This window comes from Nakamurella sp. A5-74, from assembly GCF_040438885.1.
Classification (GTDB): domain Bacteria; phylum Actinomycetota; class Actinomycetes; order Mycobacteriales; family Nakamurellaceae; genus Nakamurella.
Genome location: NZ_CP159218.1, coordinates 4,274,642 through 4,296,430 on the forward strand (window position 1 = coordinate 4,274,642; position 21,789 = coordinate 4,296,430).

Annotated in this window: 20 protein-coding genes; 8 read left to right on the forward strand and 12 right to left on the reverse strand. The window is 70.0% G+C overall.

Annotated features, from left to right (window positions below; translation table 11 throughout):
* Nucleotides 1–151 precede the first annotated feature (151 nt).
* Nucleotides 152–1,099: a proline dehydrogenase family protein gene (locus ABLG96_RS19610; protein ID WP_353651596.1), complete on the reverse strand. Its 948-nt coding sequence runs from the start codon at nucleotides 1,097–1,099 to the stop codon at nucleotides 152–154.
* Nucleotides 1,100–1,222: 123 nt separating this feature from the next.
* Between ABLG96_RS19610 and ABLG96_RS19615 the strand changes: the two genes are divergently transcribed.
* Both ABLG96_RS19615 and ABLG96_RS19620 read left to right on the forward strand, forming a co-directional pair.
* Complete coding sequence (locus ABLG96_RS19615) at nucleotides 1,223–1,834, forward strand: TetR/AcrR family transcriptional regulator (RefSeq protein WP_353648993.1); 612 nt, start codon at nucleotides 1,223–1,225, stop codon at nucleotides 1,832–1,834.
* A 136-nt stretch (nucleotides 1,835–1,970) separates the two neighbouring features.
* Complete coding sequence (locus tag ABLG96_RS19620; RefSeq protein WP_353648994.1) at nucleotides 1,971–3,635, forward strand: alpha-amylase family protein; 1,665 nt, start codon at nucleotides 1,971–1,973, stop codon at nucleotides 3,633–3,635.
* Between the two features lie 186 nt (nucleotides 3,636–3,821).
* Here ABLG96_RS19620 and ABLG96_RS19625 read toward each other — a convergent pair whose 3' ends face one another.
* The 3 genes from ABLG96_RS19625 to ABLG96_RS19635 all read right to left on the reverse strand — a co-directional run bounded on the left by ABLG96_RS19625 (nucleotide 3,822) and on the right by ABLG96_RS19635 (nucleotide 5,677).
* Nucleotides 3,822–4,124: a WXG100 family type VII secretion target gene (locus ABLG96_RS19625; RefSeq protein ID WP_353648995.1), complete on the reverse strand. Its 303-nt coding sequence runs from the start codon at nucleotides 4,122–4,124 to the stop codon at nucleotides 3,822–3,824.
* A gap of 100 nt (nucleotides 4,125–4,224) precedes the next feature.
* Nucleotides 4,225–4,560, reverse strand: coding sequence for a WXG100 family type VII secretion target (locus tag ABLG96_RS19630; protein WP_353648996.1), 336 nt, complete (start codon nucleotides 4,558–4,560; stop codon nucleotides 4,225–4,227).
* 70 nt (nucleotides 4,561–4,630) lie between these two features.
* Nucleotides 4,631–5,677 (reverse strand): hypothetical protein, encoded by a 1,047-nt coding sequence (locus ABLG96_RS19635; RefSeq protein ID WP_353648997.1) that lies wholly within the window; start codon nucleotides 5,675–5,677, stop codon nucleotides 4,631–4,633.
* A 253-nt stretch (nucleotides 5,678–5,930) separates the two neighbouring features.
* On the opposite strand from ABLG96_RS19635, the gene ABLG96_RS19640 reads away from it, so the two are divergent.
* From ABLG96_RS19640 to ABLG96_RS19655, 4 genes are read left to right on the forward strand one after another with little or no spacing between them, the layout of a single operon-like run.
* The gene (locus ABLG96_RS19640) at nucleotides 5,931–6,263 is read left to right on the forward strand and encodes a hypothetical protein (RefSeq protein ID WP_353648998.1); all 333 of its coding nucleotides are present in this window, start codon (nucleotides 5,931–5,933) and stop codon (nucleotides 6,261–6,263) included.
* Nucleotides 6,260–7,114 (forward strand): hypothetical protein, encoded by an 855-nt coding sequence (locus tag ABLG96_RS19645; protein ID WP_353648999.1) that lies wholly within the window; start codon nucleotides 6,260–6,262, stop codon nucleotides 7,112–7,114. Before ABLG96_RS19640 ends, ABLG96_RS19645 begins: the two co-directional genes overlap by 4 nt.
* A complete protein-coding gene (locus tag ABLG96_RS19650) occupies nucleotides 7,111–7,317 on the forward strand; it encodes a hypothetical protein (protein ID WP_353649000.1) in 207 nt (68 codons plus the stop codon). Before ABLG96_RS19645 ends, ABLG96_RS19650 begins: the two co-directional genes overlap by 4 nt.
* Before the next feature lie 44 nt (nucleotides 7,318–7,361).
* Nucleotides 7,362–7,934, forward strand: coding sequence for a mismatch-specific DNA-glycosylase (locus tag ABLG96_RS19655; RefSeq protein WP_353649001.1), 573 nt, complete (start codon nucleotides 7,362–7,364; stop codon nucleotides 7,932–7,934).
* Here the strand turns inward: ABLG96_RS19655 and ABLG96_RS19660 are convergent.
* The 5 genes from ABLG96_RS19660 to ABLG96_RS19680 all read right to left on the reverse strand — a co-directional run bounded on the left by ABLG96_RS19660 (nucleotide 7,897) and on the right by ABLG96_RS19680 (nucleotide 12,536).
* Nucleotides 7,897–8,910, reverse strand: a complete 1,014-nt coding sequence (locus ABLG96_RS19660) for an NAD(P)-dependent alcohol dehydrogenase (protein ID WP_353649002.1) — start codon at nucleotides 8,908–8,910, stop codon at nucleotides 7,897–7,899. The two genes, ABLG96_RS19655 and ABLG96_RS19660, sit on opposite strands and share 38 nt — an antisense overlap.
* Nucleotides 8,911–8,959: 49 nt before the next feature.
* Complete coding sequence (locus ABLG96_RS19665; RefSeq protein WP_353649003.1) at nucleotides 8,960–9,733, reverse strand: DeoR/GlpR family DNA-binding transcription regulator; 774 nt, start codon at nucleotides 9,731–9,733, stop codon at nucleotides 8,960–8,962.
* A 180-nt stretch (nucleotides 9,734–9,913) separates the two neighbouring features.
* On the reverse strand, nucleotides 9,914–10,966 hold the full coding sequence (locus tag ABLG96_RS19670; protein WP_353649004.1) for an NAD(P)/FAD-dependent oxidoreductase: 1,053 nt from the start codon (nucleotides 10,964–10,966) through the stop codon (nucleotides 9,914–9,916).
* Entirely contained in the window at nucleotides 10,963–11,475 is a 513-nt protein-coding gene (locus tag ABLG96_RS19675) for an isoprenylcysteine carboxyl methyltransferase family protein (protein ID WP_353649005.1), read from the reverse strand. Before ABLG96_RS19675 ends, ABLG96_RS19670 begins: the two co-directional genes overlap by 4 nt.
* Entirely contained in the window at nucleotides 11,472–12,536 is a 1,065-nt protein-coding gene (locus ABLG96_RS19680) for a 3-oxoacyl-[acyl-carrier-protein] synthase III C-terminal domain-containing protein (protein WP_353649006.1), read from the reverse strand. The genes ABLG96_RS19675 and ABLG96_RS19680 overlap by 4 nt, the downstream gene beginning before the upstream one ends.
* Before the next feature lie 101 nt (nucleotides 12,537–12,637).
* Between ABLG96_RS19680 and ABLG96_RS19685 the strand changes: the two genes are divergently transcribed.
* Entirely contained in the window at nucleotides 12,638–13,468 is an 831-nt protein-coding gene (locus ABLG96_RS19685; protein WP_353649007.1) for a UbiA family prenyltransferase, read from the forward strand.
* 163 nt (nucleotides 13,469–13,631) lie between these two features.
* On the opposite strand, the gene ABLG96_RS19690 is transcribed toward ABLG96_RS19685, so the two are convergent.
* The 3 genes from ABLG96_RS19690 to ABLG96_RS19700 form a co-directional block, all read right to left on the reverse strand.
* A complete protein-coding gene (locus ABLG96_RS19690) occupies nucleotides 13,632–14,753 on the reverse strand; it encodes a Gfo/Idh/MocA family oxidoreductase (protein WP_353649008.1) in 1,122 nt (373 codons plus the stop codon).
* Nucleotides 14,753–15,559, reverse strand: a complete 807-nt coding sequence (locus ABLG96_RS19695; protein WP_353649009.1) for a sugar phosphate isomerase/epimerase — start codon at nucleotides 15,557–15,559, stop codon at nucleotides 14,753–14,755. Before ABLG96_RS19695 ends, ABLG96_RS19690 begins: the two co-directional genes overlap by 1 nt.
* 254 nt (nucleotides 15,560–15,813) lie before the next feature.
* Nucleotides 15,814–17,148: an EsaB/YukD family protein gene (locus ABLG96_RS19700; RefSeq protein ID WP_353649010.1), complete on the reverse strand. Its 1,335-nt coding sequence runs from the start codon at nucleotides 17,146–17,148 to the stop codon at nucleotides 15,814–15,816.
* A gap of 267 nt (nucleotides 17,149–17,415) precedes the next feature.
* Here ABLG96_RS19700 and eccCb point away from each other — a divergent pair, with 267 nt between their 5' ends.
* The gene (gene eccCb, locus ABLG96_RS19705; protein ID WP_353649011.1) at nucleotides 17,416–21,720 is read left to right on the forward strand and encodes a type VII secretion protein EccCb; all 4,305 of its coding nucleotides are present in this window, start codon (nucleotides 17,416–17,418) and stop codon (nucleotides 21,718–21,720) included.
* The last annotated feature ends 69 nt before the right edge of the window (nucleotides 21,721–21,789 follow it).

The window sequence follows — 21,789 nt, forward strand, 5'->3', positions numbered from 1 at the left end:
ACTCCTCGGTGCTGCTTCGGTGATCGGATGTGCTGTCTCGATGATCGAGCGGTGCTGCCTCGGTGATCGAGCGGTGCTGCCTCGGTGATCGAGCGACGAAGGAGTCGAGATCCCGAGGAACTTCGATCGAGCTGTCGTGCCGGGTGCCGCGCTACTTCTTGGTGAGGAACGAACGCAGGAAGAAGGCGAGGTTCGCCGGCCGCTCCGCCAGCCGACGGGTGAAGTAGCCGTACCAGTCGTCGCCGTAGGGGAGATAGACCCGGACGGTGTGGCCGCGGCCGGCCAATCGGGTCTGTTCCTCCGGTCGGATGCCGTAGAGCATCTGGTACTCCCAGGAGTCCTTGCCACGGCCGTTGTCCTTCGCCAGCTGGGAAGCGATCGCTATCAGGCGGGGATCGTGCGAGCCGACCATCGGGTAGCCCTGGCCGGCCATCAGCAGCTTGAGCGCGCGCACGTAGGCGAGGTCGACCTGGTCCGGGTCGGGATGTGCCACGGTCTCCGGCTCGTTGTAGGCGCCCTTGACGAGCCGCACCCGGGATCCGGGACCGATGAGGCCGGCGAGATCCTGCGGGGTGCGCAGCAGCATGGCCTGGATCGCGATACCGACGTCGGGCTGGTCCGCCCGCAGCTCGGTGAGGGTGCCGAGAGTCGCATCGACGGTGGTGTGGTCCTCCATGTCGAGGGTGACCCTGGCCCCGACGGCATACGCAGCGTCGACGATGCGGCGGGCGGCGTCGGTGGCCAGGGCGTTGCCACCCTCCGGTACGTCTGCCGTGGCCGGCAGCGACTGCCCCACGGCCGAGAGCTTGACGCTCATCTCGGCGCCTTCGGCACAGCCGGCAGCGTCCAGGGCCGCGATCAGCTCGAGATACGCGGTGACGGTTTGCTCCGCCTGAGCTGCGGTCGTGGTGTCCTCGCCGAGGAAGTCACAGGTGACCTGAAGTCCGCCGGCGCGCAGGGCGACGATCGAGGCGACGGCCTCGGTGGTCGTGTCGCCGGCGATGAATCGGTTCACCACGTCGCGCGTGACAGGGGCCGAGGAGACGATCCTGCGGACGGCACTGTTGCCGGAGATCGCCAGGATCGGCTTGCGGAGCAGATACATCGGGGGACCTCACGGTGGGCTGTGGCGAGCGGCTGCTGGCATCCGTTGCTAATCGTGCGACTGTACGATTAGCTGCAGACTAGCAGCGCCCGGCCACGGCGACCAGAGGGAGATCGAATGATCCGGCCACCGTCCCCCGGCAGGACCCGACACCGTCTCGCCCCCGAGGTGCGCCGACGTCTGTTGCTGCAGGCCGCTCGGTCGGTGATCTCCGAACGTGGCCTGCACGCCACCACGATCCGTGACGTCGCCGCGGCAGGCGACGTGGCCGTCGGCACTGTCACCTACCACTTCGCCGGTATCGCCGAGGTGCTCGCGGGCGTCATCGATGCGGAGATGAGTGCCTACTCGGCGCCCATCATGGAGCAGGCCCGTGCGGCGACCACCGGCCGGGATGCGCTCCTGATCATCACCGACGGGCTGCTCGCGGACGGTGATGCCGCCCGCGACCACTGGAAGCTGTGGCTCGACTTCTGGGCCCTGTCGGCGCACGACGAGCTGTACGGATCGCGACAGTCGGCGATCTACGCAGACCTGCATGCTCTGATCGCCGAGTCGTTCACGCGTGGACTCGACGACGGATCGCTGCCCGGCACGGCTGACGTCCGCTCCGCAGCGCTGGCGTTCGTGGCACTGCTCGACGGACTGGTCGTGCAGTGCTATCTCCCGCACGGCGCGATCAACCCCGACGTCGGGCGAGGAATTCTGGGCGCGAGACTGGGCAACTGAGTCTGCCTGCTGCGGCGCCTGCGCTGCGTGAGCCCGCACCGAGGAGACCCGCGGCCCCCAGCTCCGCCTGTCACCAGCGCGTCGCCGTCCCGGGTCCCCCATGGCGCCGACGACACCGCTGCGGGAGGGTGTCTGCATGAGGATCACCGACACGAGCGACCTGTGGTGGAAGAGCGCCGTCATCTACTGCCTGGACATCGAGACGTACTTCGACGCGAACGGCGACGGTGTCGGCGATCTCGCCGGCCTGACCCGCAGCATCGACCATCTTGCTGACCTGGGCATCAGCTGTCTGTGGTTGATGCCCTTCTATCCGACCCCGGATCTGGACGACGGGTACGACGTGACCGACCACTACGGCGTCGATCCGCGCCTGGGGAACCTGGGGGAACTGGTCGAAGTGATCCGCACCGCCCACGATCGGGGGATCAGGGTGATCGCCGATCTGCTCGTCAACCACACCTCCGATCGACATCCTTGGTTCGTCTCGGCCAGGCGCAGCGTCAACTCGCCCTACCGCGATCATTACGTCTGGCGCGACACGGCGCCCCCGGACACGTCCGACCAGGTGGTGTTCCCCGACGTCGAGGATTCGATCTGGAAGCACGACGAGCGCACCGATCAGTGGTATCTGCACCACTTCTACTCGTACCAGCCGGACCTGAACACGGCCAATCCCGCAGTGATCGACGAGCTGCTGCGGGTGATCGGGTTCTGGACCCAGCTCGGGGTGGACGGCTTCCGTGTCGACGCCGTCCCGTTCCTGATCGAGGACGTGGAGACCCGATCGTCCGGGCGGGCCGACCCGCACGATCTGCTGCGGGAGCTCCGGGCCTTCCTGGGCCGACGGAACGGGGCGTCGATGCTGCTGGGCGAGGTGAACCTCCCCCACGAGCAGCAACTGGAGTACTTCGGCGGCGAGACCGCCGACCAGCTGCAGATGATGTTCGACTTCATCACGATGCAAGCCACGTACCTGGCCATGGCCCGCGGGCAGGCTGCACCGCTGGCCCGGGCATTGGAGGCGCGTCCGGTGCTGCACCCGACCTGCCAGTGGGCGACCTTCCTGCGCAATCACGACGAGCTCACCCTCGACAAGCTCACCGACTCCGAACGGGAGGAGGTCTTCGCCGCCTTCGGGCCCGAGGAGTCCATGCAGGTGTTCGATCGAGGACTGAAGCGACGACTGCCTCCGATGCTGTCCGGCGACCCCCGACGGATACGGATGGCCTACAGCCTGTTGTTCTCGCTGCCAGGCACCCCGTGCCTGTACTACGGCGAGGAGATCGGGATGGGGGAGGATCTCGCCGCGAACGGGCGAATGGCGGTCAGAACGCCCATGCAGTGGACGTCCGGGCACAACGGCGGCTTCTCGGCCGCGGCTCCACGCGCGCTGGTCCAACCGGTTGTCGGGGACGGATACGCACCCGAACACGTCAACGTCGCCGACCAGAGGCACGATCCTGAATCCCTGCTGTCGTTCATCCGGGCGCTGATCGCGGTGCGGCGACGTCGTCCGGAGTTCGGCTGGGGAGCGTTCTCGGTGATCGACCACGACCAACCGTCGGTATTCGCCCATCGTTGCGACGCGGACGGTTCCGCGATGGTGGCCGTGCACAACCTCGGCCCCGATCCGGTGACCCTCGAGCTGCCGATCTCCCGGAAGGGCGACGGCCTGGAGTTGGTCGATCCGCTGACCCAGGAGGTCATCGCCGGGGAGGACGACGCGGTGCGACTGAGCATGCCGGGCTTCGGACACCGGTGGATGCACCTGCGGCCGGCCGGTCAACCGATCAACTGAGCAGCGCGGGTGGTGCAGTGCTCCCTCCGACGGTGTCGATGACTCCGGATCGCCGTCGACACGCGGCCGACCCGGATCTCGCACTCCGCCCCGGAACGACCTCCGGACCCCCACGCCAGGGCGTCGGGGTCCGGAGATGGTGCTGCGGCCGCTACTGGTGCGACCGGATGGTGCTCGCGGTGTGGATCAGCCCGCGCTGGTGCTGAGCGTGCTCTTGACCTTGCCGCGCATCGCGCCCACCGATTCGGTGTTGGAGCCCAGTGCGGTGTGCACCTGCTGCAGGATCTGCTTGACCGTGCCGGCGCACTTGTCCCAGTTCGCCTGCACCGAGGCGTACTGGTCCATCTCGTCGCCGTCCCAGGCGGACTTGACGCTGTTGACGAAGCCACCGAGCTCGTCGAGCGAGCCCTCGAGGCCGGTGACGACGGACTGGACCTCGGCGTGGGCGCTCTGGGCGACGGACTCGTCGTAGGACTGGATCTGTGACATGGGTATCACCCTTCAGGAAGTTCCGGCCGCACGGCCGGGGAGGTTGGTGGGGGTCGGTCCCGGTGTGCGCCAGGAGGGCGCACCGGTGTCCGGGGGTGGATCAGGCGTTGAACTTCGCGGCACCGAAGTCTGCGCCGCCCATGGTCTTCGCGAGGGCCTCGGCCTGCTCGCCGTGGTACTGGTCGTAGAGCGAACCGGCGTTGCCGACGCGGGTCTTGACGTCGGTCAGCGCCTTGTTCAGGCCGGCCATCGCCTCGTTCCAGGCGTTGGTCAGCTCCTGCCAGCTACCGAACGAGGTGCCCTTCCAGCTGTCCTCCAGCGGCGCGATGGCCTCGATGAAGGCCTTGGCACGCTGGTTCATCTGATCCTCCGAGGTCTGGAGGTTGGAGCCGTGCTGGTTGACGGAGTTGTCACGGACTGCGAATTTCGGACCCATCTTCAGTCACACCCTTTTCTGTCGGGGAATCTCGCGGTACGAGTACTTCCCGCACCTGCAGGTACCGACGCTAGTGCTGCGGGACCGGTTCCCGCATCCCACCGAGATGGGGAGGAGTCCCCATCAAGTTCGCGGATCCGGCGGCAGTTTCCGCCCCCGGACCTGCAAGAACAAGTTCACGCGAGCGCTCGGCGGTCCGGGCGACGGCTGCCGCCAGGTCCAGGCCGGTAGTGACGGTGCGCCGGGAGATCCGGCCGACCGAGCGTCGACGTAGGCCCTCGTCCCGACCCAACAGCAACACCGGATGACCGGGGTCGGTCCACCGTGGGCGCCGCAGCCCCCGCTGCACCACCACGCCGATGAGCGGCCGGTCCGGGTTCCCGCCGGGCGCGGTCGCCGCCCACTGCCGGAGCGCGCGGAGCCGGGCATCGACGTCACCGTCGCCGCGGACCACCCCGACCAGCTGATCGGCGTGTCGCAGCGCCGCGTGCAGCACGGGCGCCGTCGGACCTGCCGGGGTGTCGACGATGACCAGGTCGGATCGGAAGGCGAGCCTGGCGATCGCCCGCTCGAGATCCTGGGGAGGAAATCCTGCCGACATCCGGCCGGCCGGCAGGGACAACACCGGCACCGCGGTGCCGGGGGTGAGCGCCGAACGGATCCGCGCCCTGCGCACCACGTCCTGTGCCTTGGCGGCCAGGACCGAGGTCTGACCTCGGTTGCGGGACGTGGCGGTGGGCCGCGAGGAGTCGTCGACGAGCGCCGCGAGCCGCCCCTGGGCCACGTCACCGGCGAGCAGCGAAGTCACCGACCGGCCCGCGGTGTCGCGAACTCCGGCGACGCCGTTGACCGGATCCCTGCGCGCTCCGGGCGCGGCGACCGCGTCCAGCACCGTGATCCGGCGGTCCGACCAACCGGAGACCACGAGCGCGAGCAGCGCGGCGACGGAGGTCCGTCCTTCGCCGGGGGTCAACCCGACGACGGCGACGGTGGTCGGCACCGGGCGAGTCGCGGCGAGAGCGGTGCGGGCGGACTCGAAGCCGGCCAGTTCCTCGGTCAACGACGGTCTGATCGCAGCGGCGACCGCCGCGCGCACCCGTCCGAACTCCGTGTCCACCGCTGTCCCTCCCGCTGCTCATCCAGTCGATCCGCTCCAGGACCAGACTGTCGCACGTCCGGTGAAGGGCCATGGGGAGTTGTCCCCAATTGGGTCGATCCACCGTGGAACGAGACGGGACTGCCCCTAGTCTGAACCTCGACAGACCGCGTTGCGAATGCTCCCGCAGGGTCGGCACCGCAGTTCGGGTTCGCTACCGGGCCGGATCCACCCAGCTCGGTTCACAGGCTCATCACGAGTGGAGGACGTTTTCATGGGAACCCCCAACGCCCAGTATCCGCACGAGACGCTGACGCAGATCGGCAGCAAGTTGACCGGCATCCACCAGACGTTGGACTCGGACGACAAGGGCGCCAAGAACGTCGACGGGCTCTCCGGCGACCAGGGCGACATCAACGACAAGATCGGTGATTTCCGCGACGAGTGGGACGCCAGCATCAAGAAGCTGAAGGAGAACATCGGCACCCTCGGCACCCTCTCCGGCAACATCGGCACCATGGTCGCGGGCTTCGACTCCGACCTGGCCAAGGGTCTGAAGCCCAGTGGTGGTTCCGGCAGCGGTGGCGGCGGCAACTCGCCCGCATGACGCTGCTCAGCGAGCTGACGGACCGCCTCGAGCTCAACCCGGATGCGACCTACCCACCGTTCCCGGTGTACCTGGCCGTTCCGACCACGTGGACCTTGTTGGACACCAACCCGGCCACCTGGCAGCGCTCCGCTGAAAGCATTGTGGACGAGACCTTCCACGGTTCCCGGGTGACGGGTAAGGAACGCCGGCAGGTCATCGGGTTCTTCGGACAGTTGGTCGAGCAGTGCCAGCAGGCGGGATCGGCGCTGAGCATCCTGCAGGTCGGCCGGTTGCGGGAAGGCGTCGCCGCCAGCCTGGGTGTGCACATCGCCTTCGTCGACGAGCAGACCGAGAGCACTGTCGGGCGGATCCGGGATTCGCTGCCCCGCACGGGGACCGTCGTCGAGCTCGACTCCGGAGTGGGCCCGGCGCTGCAACGCTCCGAACGCACCACCTTCATGCCTCCGGGCAGCGGTGAGCTGGTGTCGATGACCAGCATCCAGATCTTCGCCCCGATCCAGGGCACCAGCTGGACCGTAGTGCTGGCCACCGCCAGCGCCCACCCCGAACTCACCGAACCGGTGACCATGCTGCTGCAGAACATCGCGGTGTCGCTGCGGCTCACCGAGGACCCCGATGCGGACCCCGACGACGACAAACACAGTGACGACAACGAGGCGGCCGAGCAGTTCGAGCAGGCTTCGTCGACGCGTGGGCCGGGCATCGAACGCGGGTTCACCACGTTGATCCGCAAGAAGATCGGACCGGACACCGCGGAGCCGGTAGCCACCGACCCGGACACCACCGACGCGGGCGAATCGTCCGACGGGGACCCGACAGACGGCCCGGCAGGCAGCGCCGCACTGTGAGCGACCCCCGCCCGAAGATCATCCTGCAGGCTCACGCCACCCGCAGCGCGGTCGCGCTGGCGCTGTTGCTGCACGGCCACGACCGGTCGCCGCGGGAGGCGAAGAAGCCGATGTCCGCACTGATCGCCGGGCTGGTGCTGGCCGTGGTCATCGTGGTCGGTTTCTACGTGGCGTCGCGGCTGGGTTCGCTGCCGAAGAAGTGACTGCGAGCTGCTTCGTCCCCGTCGCAGCGGGTATCGGCTGCGGCGTGAACGTACTCGATGACATCTGGCGCCCCGGGGTCGGCCTGGTCGTCTGCGGAACCGCAGTCGGCGAGTGTGCGGTGCAGCGGGGCCACCACTATGCCCAGCGCGGCAACGGATTCTGGCGACTGCTGCACGACAGTGGATTGACGCCACGAATGCTGGCCGCGGACGAGGAGTCGCAGTTGCCGCACCACGACATCGGGCTGGTCGACCTCGTCAAGGACTCGACGTTGCCCTGCGGCTTCGACGTGGCGCGCCTGGAATCCGTCCTGCGCCAGGCACCTCCGCGGTGGATCGCGTTCAACGGGCGGGTGGGCGCCGACGCCGTCGCGCTGACCGTCGGCGCACCACGACCGCTGCTGGGCGTCCAGGACTGGATGTTCGCCGGCTCGCGGGTGTTCGTGCTGCCGAGCAGTAGCGGCGCGAACCAACGCAAGGACCACGGCGGACGGCCCCAGCGACTGGACTGGTGGTCCGAACTCGCCGAGGCCGTACCTGCGAAGACCCGCCGTCCGGATCGACCACCGGCACCGGCGCTCAGGACTCCGGCGCCTCCAGCAGCACGACCGACTTGAGCGCTGTCGGGTCGGTGCGGGCCGCCAGCAGAGCGTCCTCAGCGCGGGCCAGCGGGAAGCTGTGGCTGACGACGGGATCGACCTGCACCGCCCCGGACGCGATGAGCTGCAACGCATCCGGGTAGGTGTTCGCGTACCGGAACGTCCCGGTCACCCAGATCTCGCGGCTCTGGATCTGCGATACCGGCAGCAGTACCTCGTCCTGTCCCATCCCGATCAGCACGACCCGGCCCGCGCGATCCACCCGCGGGAACGCCGCCTGCAGCGCGCGCGCCGATCCCGAGCACTCCAGCAGCACGTCGACCTTTCCCTCATCGACGTCATCCGGTCGCACGATGTCCAGCCCCAACGATGCGGCGACGCCCAGGCGGTGCTCCGACAGGTCGGTGACGGCGACGGATGCGGCCCCGAAGGCGCGGGCTGCCTGCGCCGCGAACAGACCGACCGGACCCGCGCCGATCACCAGCACCCGGTCGCCGACGGTGACCGCGGCCTTGCGGCAGGCCCAGATCCCGACCGACACCGGTTCTGCCATCGCCGCCTGGGTGTCGGTCAGGCCGGCGGGGACCGGGTGGGCGAACGCGGCGTCGAGCACGACGTACTCCGCCAGTGAGCCGTGTACCGGCGGGGTCGCGAAGAAGACGACGTCGGGGCACAGGTTGTAGCGGCCGGCCCGGCATTGGACGCAGTGACCGCACGGGACCCCCGGCTCGAGGGCGACCCGCTGTCCGATCCGGGCGACGTCGACCCCGGACCCGACCGCCGTGATCCGTCCGGCGGACTCGTGCCCCAGCACCATGGGAGCTTCGACCACGAAGCCGCCGATCCGGCCGTGGTCGTAGTAGTGCACGTCGGATCCACAGATGCCGACCGCAACGACCCTGACCAGCACCTGGCCGGCGCCGGGCTCCGGCATCGGGCAGTCCTCGATCCGCAGATCGCCCGGACCGTGCAGCACCGCACTCGTATTGCTCATCGTTCTCCTGCTCTCGCTGGGCCGGGGGCAGTCGCCTCCGGGGTGCTGCTCAGGCCCTGACGACCTCGGGCCCCAGGGCGCTATACCTGGCTGCATCAACCGTGCGCAAGCCCCGATCGGTCACCAGCACGTGGAAGTCGCCCACGTCGGCGAACCTGGCAAAGCTGTCGACGCCGAACTTGGAGTGCACGCCGACGAACACCCTGCGCCGAGCGCGTCTCAGCGCGCGGGACTTCAATGCTGACACCTCGGGATCCGGAGTGGTCAGCCCCCGCTCCGGCGAGATCCCGTTGGTTCCCAGGATCGCCAGGTCCAGCACCAGATCGGCCAGCATGTCATCTGACCACGGGCCCGCGGTGCTCAGCGTCCGGCAGCGGACGGCGCCGCCGAGCACGATCACCGTGTGACCCTCGGCGGCGGCCAGGGTGCCGGCAATCGGGATGGACGTCGTGATCACCGTCAGCGGTCGATCGAGGGTCACCAGCCGCTGCGCCACCAGGAGGGGGGTGAACCCGTCGTCCAGGAACACCGATTCCGCGGCCCCGAGCTGGTCGATCGCAGCATCCGCGATCCGTTGTTTCTCGGCTACCAGCTGGGTGGACCGGAATGCCAGGCTGGTCTCGAAGCCCGCCCCGGACAACGCATACGCGGAGCCGTGGATGCGTCGGACCAGTCCCTGCGCCTCCAGCGCCGTCAGATCGCGACGAACCGTCTCCGGCGCGACACCGAGGCGGTCGGCAAGTTCGGCGACCTCGATGTGCCCCTCCGCGCGGGTGGCCAGCACGATGCTGCGCCGACGCTCGGCGTTGACGACCCGACTCATCCCCGACCACCTCCGCTCGTGGCCGACGGCATCGCTTTTCGTGCACGGCGCTCGACCGGGTGACCGTTCATCAACCCAGCATCGATCCGGTTGGCCTGCCGGACAAGCCCGCAGGCAGCTGCTTCAGACCCGTTTGCTGCCCGATTCGCCCGCAAGCAGACACCGCATGGTCTCGGAGCGTCATCGGGTCAGCTGGTCGACCGCAGCATCGAACACCCTGGGCAGCCTGGCTGCGGTGCCGACCAGCCGTCGACGCACCGGCTTCTGCCTGCTCGCCGCGAGCAACGACCCGGTGATCCACCGGTAGCGGCGGGTGACCTGCTGCCAGGCCTGTTCGTAGTCGTCGGGGCGCCCGGCCACCAGACACTGCACCAGCCGCAGTGACGCGCGGGCGGCGATGTCGATGCCCTCCCCGGTCAGGGCGTCGACGTACCCGGCGGCATCGCCCACCAACAGCACCCGGCCGGACACCCGTCCCTTCACCCGTTGCCGCAGCGGGCCCGCTCCACGGACGTCATCCGCGTTCGCCCCGGCCAACCGGTCGGCCAGCCCCGGGAACGCGGTCAGGTGCTCGTCGAACGACGCACGGCGCCCGCTCAACACCGCGACCGACACCTCGTCGTCCCCCACCGGAGTCACGTACACCTCTGCCCCGGTGGCCCAGTGGACCTCCACCAGATCCGTCCAGGGAGCTACCGCCACATGTCGACGCAAGCCCCACCGCGGTGGGCCGGTGGCCGGCAGCTGCAGACCGAGGCGCTGCCGGATCGGTGAGTGCAACCCGTCGGCAGCAACCAGATGGTCCGCGGTGACGGCGCTCGTCCCGGACGCGGTGTGCAGCGTCGCAGTGACCGAGTCGGCACTCTGCCGGACGTCACCGACGCGGCCGGCCACCCGTTGGATTCCGCGTTCGGCGGCGAGCCGGGCGAGCGCGCCCTGCAGGACGTCGCGTCTGACTCCGCGTCCCGGTCTGCCCCGGAAGTGCGCCTCGGCGTGCACATCGCCGTCCAGGTAACGGATTCCGCGGATCTGACGGCCGGGGACGTCCCGTTGGAGATCCAGTCCCAACGACTCGAGGGAGCGCAGCGCCCCCGGCATCAATCCCTCTCCGCACGCCTTGTCGATCGGTCCGGTGCGGGGGTCGACGACCAGCACGTCGAGCCCTGCGGCCCGCGCGTGCAACGCCGTCATCAGACCGGCGGGTCCGGCTCCGGCAACCACCAGGTCGGTCATGCTGTCACCGTGGCCAGCGCCGCGTTCTCCGCCCGGATGCGCACCGTGAGCACGGCGGTGTTCAGGACCGTGAAGCCCACCGCGGTGATCCAGGCCGAGTGCACCAACGGAAGCGCGGCGCCCTCCACCACGACGGCGACGTAGTTCGGGTGCCGCAGCCACCGGTAGGGGCCGGAGCGCACCAGAGGGACGGTCGACGCCACGACGATCCGAGTGTTCCACTGCCGACCGAGAGTGCTGATGCACCACCAACGCAGCGCCTGGGAAGCCAGCACCAGCAGGAACATCGACCAGCCGAGGGCAGGCAGGAAAGGTCGATCGGCAACGAGTACCTCGACGACGCAGCCGACCAGCAGACCGACGTGCAGCACCACCATGGCCGGATAGTGGCCGCGGCCGAACTCGCGGCCACCGCGGGCGCGACTCCAGGCCAGGTTGCGGGTGCTCACCACCAGTTCGGCGACCCGCTCCAGTCCGACGACGACGACCAGCACCAGGTAGGCGATCACCACTGCAGCAGTACCAACTCGGAGCAGAATCCGGGCCCCAGAGCCATCATCACGCCGATCTCGCCGGGTGCCGGCCGTCGATCTCGTTCGATGTCGGCCAGCACGTGCAGCACCGAGGCGGACGACAGGTTCCCGACCCTGGCCAGCGAATCCCACGTCGGCTGCAGTGCGCCGTCGGGGAGATCCAAGGTCGTCTCGATGGCCCTGATCACTTTGGGACCGCCGGGATGGGACACCCAGGCGGAAACGTCGTCGATGGTGAAGCCGTTGTCCGCCAGGAACTCCCGGACATCCGGACCGAGGCACTTCTCGACAAGTTCGGGGACGCCGGCGTCCAGCACGATCTTGAGTCCGGACGGAACGACGTCCCAGCCCATCGTGCGCATCGTGTCCGGATAAAGATGACTGCGGGAGGCGATCACCCGCGGGCCGTCCGCTCCCATGGCGGCGGCGCGCTCGGCCCCGACCGCGACCACAGCTGCAGCGCCGTCTCCGAACAGGCCGGACGCCACCGCGTTGGCCATCGACGGGTCGTCGCGCTGGACCGTCAGCGAACAGAGCTCAACCGACAGCAGCACCGCGACCTGGTCGGGGTGTCCGGCCAGGTGATCGTGCAGCCGCGCAACCCCGGCGGCGCCGGCGACGCAGCCGAGTCCGAACAGCGGCATCCGCACCACGTCCGGCCGCAGACCGAGTTGGCCGGCGATGCGGGCCTCGATGGACGGCACCGCTACCCCCGTGATCGTCGTCGAGATGATCAGATCGACTTCGCCGGGCGCGATGCCCGCCACGGCCAGCGCACCCTTCACCGCCTGCTCCCCCAGCTCGGAAGCCACCTCGATCCACACCTCGTTGGCGGACCGCACATCGGTGAGACCGGCATAGGCCTCGAGCGGACGGGCGAGATGGCGGAACTCCACCCCGGCGTTCGCGTGCACCCGCTCCAGGACCCCGCGTCGGGTCGGGTCGGGGAGGCACAACTCGGCGAACGCGGCCGTCAGCTCGGCCTGCGGATATCGGTGAGGAGGGACCACACTGTGCACGGCGACGAGGGTGGTCATTCCCTCACCGTACGGCCGCGACCCAGGAGCTGGAGCCGGCAGTGCTGGGGGGTGGACACGCTCGGCGGTACCCGCGGAGCGGTGCCCCCTAACATCGAGGGATGAGCCGGGTGCGCGGTCTGCTGCTGGCCTGTCACCCGTTGCCGACGCTCGCGGTGACCGTGATGGCGGCCTTCCTCGCTGCTGCCGTCGGCCTGCCGGTGGGTACCGTGCTGCTCGTCGTGGGCGCAGTACTCACCGGGCAGCTGTCGATCGGCTGGCACAACGACCTGCTGGACGCCGAGCGGGACAGCTCCGCACAGCGCACCGACAAGCCGATGGCCACCGGAGGCGTCGACCGGCGGACCCTGCAGGTCGCGACCGCGGCTGCCTCGGTCGCGACGATCGGACTGTCGGTACTGCTGGGCTTCCCGGCCGGCGGGGCAGCGTTGGTGATCGTGGTGTGCGGCTGGGGTTACAACCTGGGCCTGCGGGCGACCGCGCTGTCCTTCGTCCCTTATGTCATCGCGTTCGGCGTCCTGCCCGCGGTGCCGACGCTGGCCCTGCCGGGTGCGCCCTGGCCGTTCTGGTGGGCGATGACCGCCGGCGCCGCCCTGGGCGTCGCGGCGCATCTGCTCAACGTGCTGCCCGACCTGGACGACGACCTGCGCAACGGGATCCGCGGACTCCCGCACCGGATCGGGGTCCGCGGCAGCATGGCGGCGACGATGCTGCTGGTGCTGGTCGCTGCTGCTGCTCTGCTCTTCGGGCCGGCCGGGCCGGTTTCCTGGTGGCGCTGGGCAGCGTTCGGTGTGCTCGTCGTCGCGGGGGTGTGGGTGCTGGCGCGGTCGGCCGCGGCTCCGGGGCGGGCGCTGTTCCGGGTGCTGGCAGCCTCAGCGGCGTTGGACGTGCTGCTGCTGGCCGTCTCCGGGACGACGATCGTCCGCGGCTGACGGCCCGCTGCAGGCGGCGCCGATCGAGCGAACGCAGTGAGTCGAGATCCCGTCGTGATTCGACCGGTCGCGACGGATCGGGGTCTCCAGGCGTCCGGACAGCACACCTCCGGCCCGCACCGATGCTCTGGTGCGGACCGGAAGTGTTGCAGTGCAGGAGATCTCAGAGCGTCGCGGCGACCGGATCCCAACCGTCGGGGAGCAGCTCGCTGCGCGGAGCGGTGCTGGTCAGCGGGACGTAGGCCTTCTTGTCCGCGGACCGGATCGCTGCTTCCATCAGCTCGGTGACGTGCCTGGCTCGCTCGCCGGTCGCTCGGTGCGGCGCACCCGCACGGATCGAGCGGGCCATGTCGAGCACACCCATGCCGCGGCCGTCGGACGGGCCGACCAGCGGGATGGACTTCCACTCGTCCTCACCGGTCCGGCAGATGCGCAGCTCGCCGTCGAAGTTGTTCGGGTCCGGGATCGACAGCGTCGCCTCGGTGCCGGTGACCTCGACGAAACCGGCGCGCACCCGCGGCGACTCGAAGCTGAAGATGCTCTGCGAGGCACCACCTTCGACGAAGTCCGTCTGCAGACCCACGTGCGTCGGCACGCCGACCTCGAACTCCGTCCCGGCCTTCGGACCGCTGCCGATCACCCGGGTCGCCCTTGCCTTGCGGGAGAGCGCCAGCACGCCGGCCGCCGGCCCGAACACCTCGACCAGCGTGGTCAGGTAGTACGGCCCCATGTCGAACAGCGGGCCCGCGCCGGGTTGGAACAGGAACTCCGGCGCCGGGTGCCACGATTCGGGACCGGGCGTCTGGAACAACGTCAAACCGGTCTGCGGAACGCCGATGTCGCCCCGTTCGATCACCCGGCGGGCGGTCTGGATCCCGGCGCCGAGCACGGTGTCCGGAGCACAACCCAGCCGCAGACCCGCGGCGGCCGCCGCGTCCACCAGGGTGGAGGCGTCCACGCTGTTCATCGCGAGCGGCTTCTCCGTCCAGACGTGCTTGCCGGCGGCCAGGGCACGCGAGGAGACCTCGAGATGAGCGGCCGGGATCGTCAGGTTGATGATGATCTCGACGTCCGGATGCTCGAACGCCAGCTCCGGAGCACCGGAGAGGTCGATGCCGAACTCCTCGGCCTTCGCCGCTGCGACCTCGGGCAGCAGATCCGTGAGTGCGACGACGTTGATGTCCGGGAACCTGGTGAGGTTCTCCAGGTACGCCCCGCTGATGACGCCGGTCCCGACCAGTGCGACGCCGACCGGCCCGGTGCGGTTCTGGTGCGGAGCCCCCATCAGCCGGTCGCGGCTTCGAGCCACCGCAGCGAGTTGGTGACACCGTCGAAGATGTCGCCGCCGTAGACGTCGAACTCGACGATCGCCAGATCCAGCCACGGCGCAGCGGCCAGTGCGGCGCGTAGCGGAACGTCGCCGGTGCCGGCCGGGATCTGCGCGTCCAGTCCGCCGCCGGTCGGGCCGTCCTTGACGTGCACCAGCTGCACCCGCTCGCCGAGCCGCTCGAGCAGGCCGACCGGGTCGACACCGCCGACCCAGGCCCAGTACAGGTCGAGTTCGAGCACCACGTCGGGGTCCAGGTGCTGGGCCAGGAACTCCAGCGCCGGGACGCCGTCGTACTTCGTCGCCAGCTCCCAGTTGTGGTTGTGGTAGCCGACGCGCAGACCGCGCAGGGCGGCAACCTTGGCGGCCGCGTTCAGCGACTCGGCGATGCGTACCGCGTCCTCCGCGGTCGCCCACTTGTCGTCCCGCACCATCGGCTCGATGACCGTCTTCACCCCGACGATCTCGGCGGCGTCGAAGGCGGCGGTGATGTCCTGTCCGACCAGGTGGGCGTGCCCGCTCGGCGCGATCAGACCGGCGGCCTTCAGCGCCTGCGCATAGCGCTGGGCCTTGTCGGTGGCGTCGGTCTCCTCGACCGCGGCCGGCGCGTCACCGTTATCGCCTGTGTCCACCACGTCGACGGTGCCGACGAAGTCGAACGCCTCCACCGCGGTGAAGCCGATGTCGGCCAGGCGCTGGAGGGTGCCGCCGAAGTCTGCGACGAGCGGTTCACGGACGGTGTACAGCTGGACAGAGGTCTGCATCGACTCTCCAGAGTGTGGTGGTTTCGGGAACCGCCCCATCATCCCCCGCGCTCTTCTGTACCGGTAGTCCACCCCTTCGAGCGGGCGCGATCGGGCATCGTGGCGGCGGCGCGCCGGCACTTCCGGTCGGCGCAAAAACGCCGAACGGGGCCCGGGAACACGCATTCCTGCCGATCGGATGACATCCGAGGACGGATCCCGATCAGCGTCCCCGACACACGCTCGATCAGCGTCGGGATGAACGCGCGGGAGGCTCAGGCGAGCCAGCGCTGGACGGCGCCGATGACGTCGAACACCAGCAGCAGCCCGGGCAGCAGGGCGAGGACGGCGAGGAACTCGATCGCCTCGTAGAAGCGGCGCAGCCGGGCCTTCGGCACCTCGGCGAGCGTGCTCAGGCCGGTGGCGAGCAACAGCACGGCGATCAGCACCAGTACCCCCAGCGTGATGCCGGCGGCGGTCCTGGCATCGGTCACGCCGAACCAGGCCGGGATCCGGAGCCCGATGGCAGCGCCGGCGAGCACCGGCACCGCGAGCATGGGGACCACCTGACGCACCCGGGAATACATCCGGCTGCGCAGCGCGAACACCAGCGCCCCGAGGATGCCGACACCAGGGATCGCCCAGCCGGATTTGATGCCGATGACGGGGGCGGTGATCAGCAGCACCACTGCCGCGGACACCGCGACCGAGACCGCCCAGACCATGCCGGTGGCGATCGCGCCGCCCCGGTTCACCGCGCCGACCACCGCGGTCCGCGGCACCTTCTCGCCACGCTCGTCGGCCACCAGCAGATTCACCAGACCGGCTCCACCGAGGGCGAACTGACCGGCAAGACCGGCAACGATCACCCCGAGCACGACGATCAGGCCCGCGGTCCGGTAGCCCTGCAGCTCGGTCGCCGTCATCACCCAGGTGAGGACCGAGAACACCAGGGCGGTGATGCCTCCCGCGGTGGCGACCGGCAGCCGGCGCACCAGGCCGGCACCGAGCAACCCGATCGAAGCTGCCACCGGCAGCAACACCGTCGCACCCGCGGATGCACCCGACTGAAGTGCCGACAAGCCGAGCACTGCGGCGGGCACGGCCGTCATCGCCGCGAGCGTCGCGCCGAGCCCGGTCATCGTCGCGCCGATCCCCAGGGCGCCGATCAACGCGAGCGCCGGGGCCACCCAGTCGATCGGCGACGGAGCCACCAACCCCAGGCCGCACGCCCCGAGCAGCAGGACGGCCAGCAGGCCGGCGATGCCGGAGCTCCGGTCACCCGCGCAGAACGCGGGCTCCTGCGCCACCAGATCGCCGGCGGTCTGCTCGACGTCGTCGACGAACGGCGGCAGCGCCGCCTCCTGTGCCTCGGTCAGATGCAGCACCATGCCGTCGAGCACGCCGGTCTCGTCCAGCGATGCCGAACGCGGGATGACACCCAGCTCCGGCGTGGAGAGCACCCACCGACGCGGGGTCGAGGAGGTCGGGACCGACAGCAGGCGCAGCACCATCGGCAGCTGCTCGCCCACGGGGGCGGCGGCCGGTAGGGAGACGTCCACCTGACGGTCGGTGGCGGCAATCGTCACCCTGGTGAAGCGGGTCGCCATCGCGGTCTCTCCACACCTGCTCGAAAGGAAGGGGCCGGCCGTCGGAAGCACCGGGCGACGAAGCGTCCGGCCACCTGTCAGGCTTCGGCGAAACGACGGTGGCGCCGCCGGGCCGACCGTAGTCTAGGCATGTCCGGACGCCCGGAACCGGCGTTTGAGCCTCATGCTCGGGACGGCGCCCGCACCGACGGCCGTCGGGTGACCGACGACGGACCCGACCGGCTCCGCCGCGGACATCGGTCGAACAGCACAGGACGAGGAGGCTCCGTGACGCAGCGACTCGTCCACCGACCGGCGCGTAGCAGGCCGCCGGAGCCCGACCTCCGGCCGATCGAGCTGATCCCGCCGCCACGACTGCCGGATGCCGGCGCCGGCATCCAGGGCGTCATGCAGATGCTGATGCCGATCATGGGCGGCATGGGATCGCTGGTGATGATCCTGGCCAACCGGAACCCGATCATGCTGATCGCCGGCGGAATCATGCTGGTCGTCACCGTCGTCGGCGGCATCGTCATGTTCATCGCCCAGCGCACCGGCGCGACCAAGCGCGCCGCCGACATGCGGGCGCGCTACCTCGAGTACCTGGAGCAGGTGCGCGGCAAGGTCTCCGGCTCTGCCGAGGTGCAGCGGGAGATCGCCGAGTACCACCATCCGCGCCCCGATCTGCTGCCTGACCTGGCCCGGGACACGCTGCGACTCTGGGAACGCCGGCCGTCGGACCCCGACTTCCTGATCGTGCGGGTCGGCACCGGTGCTGCGCCGCTCTGGCAGCGGGTCGCCGCTCCCGCCGCCGCAGATCCGCTGGCCGAACCGGACATCGTGACCGCCGCCGGGGTGCACCGGATCGTCGAGCGTGACCGGATGGTGGGCGGGATGCCGGTCTGCCTGCCGATCGCCGGCCGGGTGACGGTGCTGGGCCAGCCGGCCCTCGTCCGCCGGACGATGTCCGCGGCGCTCGCCCAGCTCGTCACCTTCCACGGCGCGGAGGAGGTCAAGGTCTTCGCGCTCACCCCGCGGCACGCCGCACGCTGGGTCGAGTGGCTCAAGTGGATGCCGCACGTGCTGTCCGACGACGAGGTGGACGCCACAGCACCCCGTCGACACGTCACCTCCGACCCGCAGGAGCTGATGGAGTGGCTGGCCGGCGAGTTGTCCCGCCGGGTCGCCGAGCTCACCCGCAGCGGCCGGGCCAGGTCGGCCGCCCCCTCCAGCTTCGGCGCGGCGTTGGTGATCGTCGTCGACGGGGTCGGCGGCGGCGCACCCGACGTGCTCGGCGCACTGCCCCCGGACATCTCGCCGGCCCGCCTCAACATCCACTGCATCACCCTGGTCGACGACCCCGGCCACGAACCCGAGCGCTGCGACATCCGGCTGACCTGCGGTGACCCGGCGACGGACGGTCCGAGCGGTCGGGACGGTGATGCTCCGGCCGTCCGGGTCGACGACCTGCGCGTGGTCGACCCCGACGACACGCACGCCGAGCTCCAGCGCCGCGCAGCCGGCGCCAGGGCCGGCGACCTCGACCTCATCGAGGACGCCGTACTGCAGGGCCTCGTCCGGGAGCTGACGGCAGTCCGACTGGTCGAGGAGAGCGCGACGGCGGCACCGCTGGAGTCGACACTGACCCTGTCCGACCTCACCGGCGTCGAGGATCCCGGCCACTTCGACCCGCTCGCCGCCTGGACCAAACGGTCGATGCCCGATTTCCTCAACGTGCCCTTCGCGCTCGGCCCGTCCGGCGAGAAGGTGCGGTTGGACCTCAAGGAGAACGCCCTCGGCGGGATGGGCCCGCACGGGCTCTGCGTCGGGGCCACCGGCTCCGGCAAGTCCGAGGTGCTGCGCACGCTGGTGCTCTGCCTGGCGATCAACCATCCGCCCGAACGGCTCGCGCTGGTGCTGGTCGACTACAAGGGTGGCGCGACCTTCGCCGGCCTCGAGGAGACCCCGCACTGCGCGGCGATGATCTCCAACCTCTCCGACGACGACGGGCTCGTCGACCGCCTGCACGACGCCCTGTTCGGCGAGATGAAACGCCGTCAGCAGCTGCTCGCGCTGGCCGGCAACGTCCCCAACGTCACCGAGTACAACCGGCGCCGGGACGCCAACATCGCCGAGGGCAACGGCACCGAGCTGGAGCCGCTGCCGAACCTGTTCTGCGTGATCGACGAGTTCGGCGAGCTGCTCAGCGCCAAGCCGGAGTTCATCGAGCTGTTCCTGGCGATCGGACGGATCGGCCGCTCCATCGGCGTGCACCTGCTGCTGGCGTCCCAACGGCTCGAGGAAGGTCGGCTGCGTGGGCTCGAGTCGTACCTGAGCTACCGACTCGGGCTGCGGACGTTCAACCCGCAGGAGTCCCGCGCCGTGCTGGGCGTGCCGGATGCCTACGAGCTGCCGCCGATCCCCGGGTCCGGGTACCTGGCCGTGGACACCACCGTCTTCCAGCGGTTCAAGGCCGGCTACGTCTCGGGTACCTACAAGCCGCCGATCACCGGCGACACCGTGATCGACACCGATCCGATCGTCGCCCCGTTCCCGCTGTTCAACGACACCGCCGCCTATCTGGCCGCGATGGCGCCCGAGGATGCGGTGGTCGAGAAGCCGGAGGACGACGACGCGGAGGCGCTGCTGCCGACGGTGCTCGACGTGGCTGTCCGGCAGATGGCCGAGGTCGGCACCCGGACCGCGCAGATCTGGCTGCCGCCGCTGCCGAAACGGCTGGATCTGGACACGCTCGCCGGCGACGCGATCGCGGACCCGGTCCGCGGGCTGCGACTGCCGGTCGGCGGCAACCTCCGGGTGCCGATCGGGATGCTGGACAAACCCGCCGAGCAGAAGCAGGAGCCGTACCTCATCGATCTGGGCTCCTCCGGCGGCCACCTGGCCATCATCGGCGCTCCGCAGACCGGCAAGTCGATGCTGCTGCGCACCCTGATCGTCGCGGCCGCGATGACGCACCTGCCGGGCGAGGTCGCCTTCTACTGCCTCGACCTGGGCGGCGGCGCGCTCCGGCTGCTCGAGGGACTGCCGCACGTCGCCGGCGTCGCTGCCCGGCTCGACACCGACCGGGTGCGGCGCACCGTCGCCGAGGTCGCCACCGCCCTCGCCGAACGCGAGGAACTGTTCGCGCGCATGGGGATCGACTCGGTCGAGCAGATGCGCGACCGCTTCCGCACCGGCCGACTCCGCCAGATGGACGTCGCCGACATCTTCCTGGTGATCGACAACTGGCCGGTGCTGCGCGCCGACTTCGAGGACCTCGCCGACCTGGTCCAGGACCTCGCCACCCGCGGCCCCGGCTACGGCATCCACATCATCATGACGATGGGTCGCTGGGCCGACGTCCGGACCGTGCTGCAGGCCGCGATCGGTGCCAAGATCGAACTGCGGATCAACGACCCGATCGACTCGACGATCGGCCGGAAATTCTCTGCCAACCTGCGCTCCGACACCCCCGGTCGGGCCATCGTCGATCCGGGTCTGCAGGTGCACGTCTGCCTGCCGACCCTCGCGGCCGACCGCGCTCTCGATCCCGCGCTCGCCGGAGAACCGGTGGAGGACAACGGCTTCGGGCCGCCAGTGACAGAGACGGCCGCCGAGCCGGATGACGAGCGGGCGGCGCTGGCCGATGCCCTGGATCTGCTTGGTGGCGAGTCCGCGGACCCGGCGGACGGCGCGCCCGGACAGACCGGTGAGCAGCCGGACGAGCTGCTGGAGCCGGCGCCCGGCGGCGGCGCACCTGACGGCAGCGGCGCCACCGAGCAACTGATCATCCGGATCGCCGGGGCCTGGCCCGGCGAACGGGTGCCGGTGATCCGGATGGTGCCGACGCTCGTCGACCATGCCGAGCTGGTCGCCAGGACCGGTCCGACGAAGGGCGCGATCATCGGTGTCGACGGCACCGAGCTGAAGCCCGTCGTGCTCGACCTGATGGGCCTCGACCAGCACCTGCTGGTGTTCGGCGACGCCGAGTCCGGCAAGACGTCGCTGCTGCGCGCCATCATCACCGACCTCACGAGCAAGTACACCGACGAGGAGATGGTCTTCGCCGTCTTCGACATCCGCCGCACGCTGCTGGACGTCGTCCCCGAGGAGTACCTGGGCGCGTACGCCGGAACCGCGCAGCTGGCCGGACCCACCGCGCAGGCGGTGGCCTCCGAGGTCGGCAAGCGGCTGCCCCCCGATGACGTCACCGCCGCTCAGCTACGCTCCCGATCCTGGTGGAAGGGGCCGGAGATCGTGGTGGTCTGCGACGACTACGACCTGCTCGCGACCGGGGGGCCGAGCCCGTTGTCGCCGTTCCTGGAGTTCCTGCCGCAGGCCAAGGATCTCGGCTTCCACATGCTCATCTGCCGTCGCTCCGGCGGAGCGAGCCGGGCGATGTTCGAGCCGTTGCCGCAACGGATGAAGGAGACCGGGGCGACCGGTCTGCTGCTGTCCGGTGACCGGATGGAGGGGCAGCTCTTCCCGGGTGTCTACCTGAGCCCGCAGCCCCCCGGCCGCGGCACCCTCATCCGGCGCGGGCGCAAGCCGCAACTCATGCAGGTCGCCTACCTGCCGGATCCTGAGGCCTGAGGCCCTGATGCCCTGAGGCCCTGAGGCCTGAGGCTGATCAGCGTCCGTGCCGACGTCAGCCGGACACAG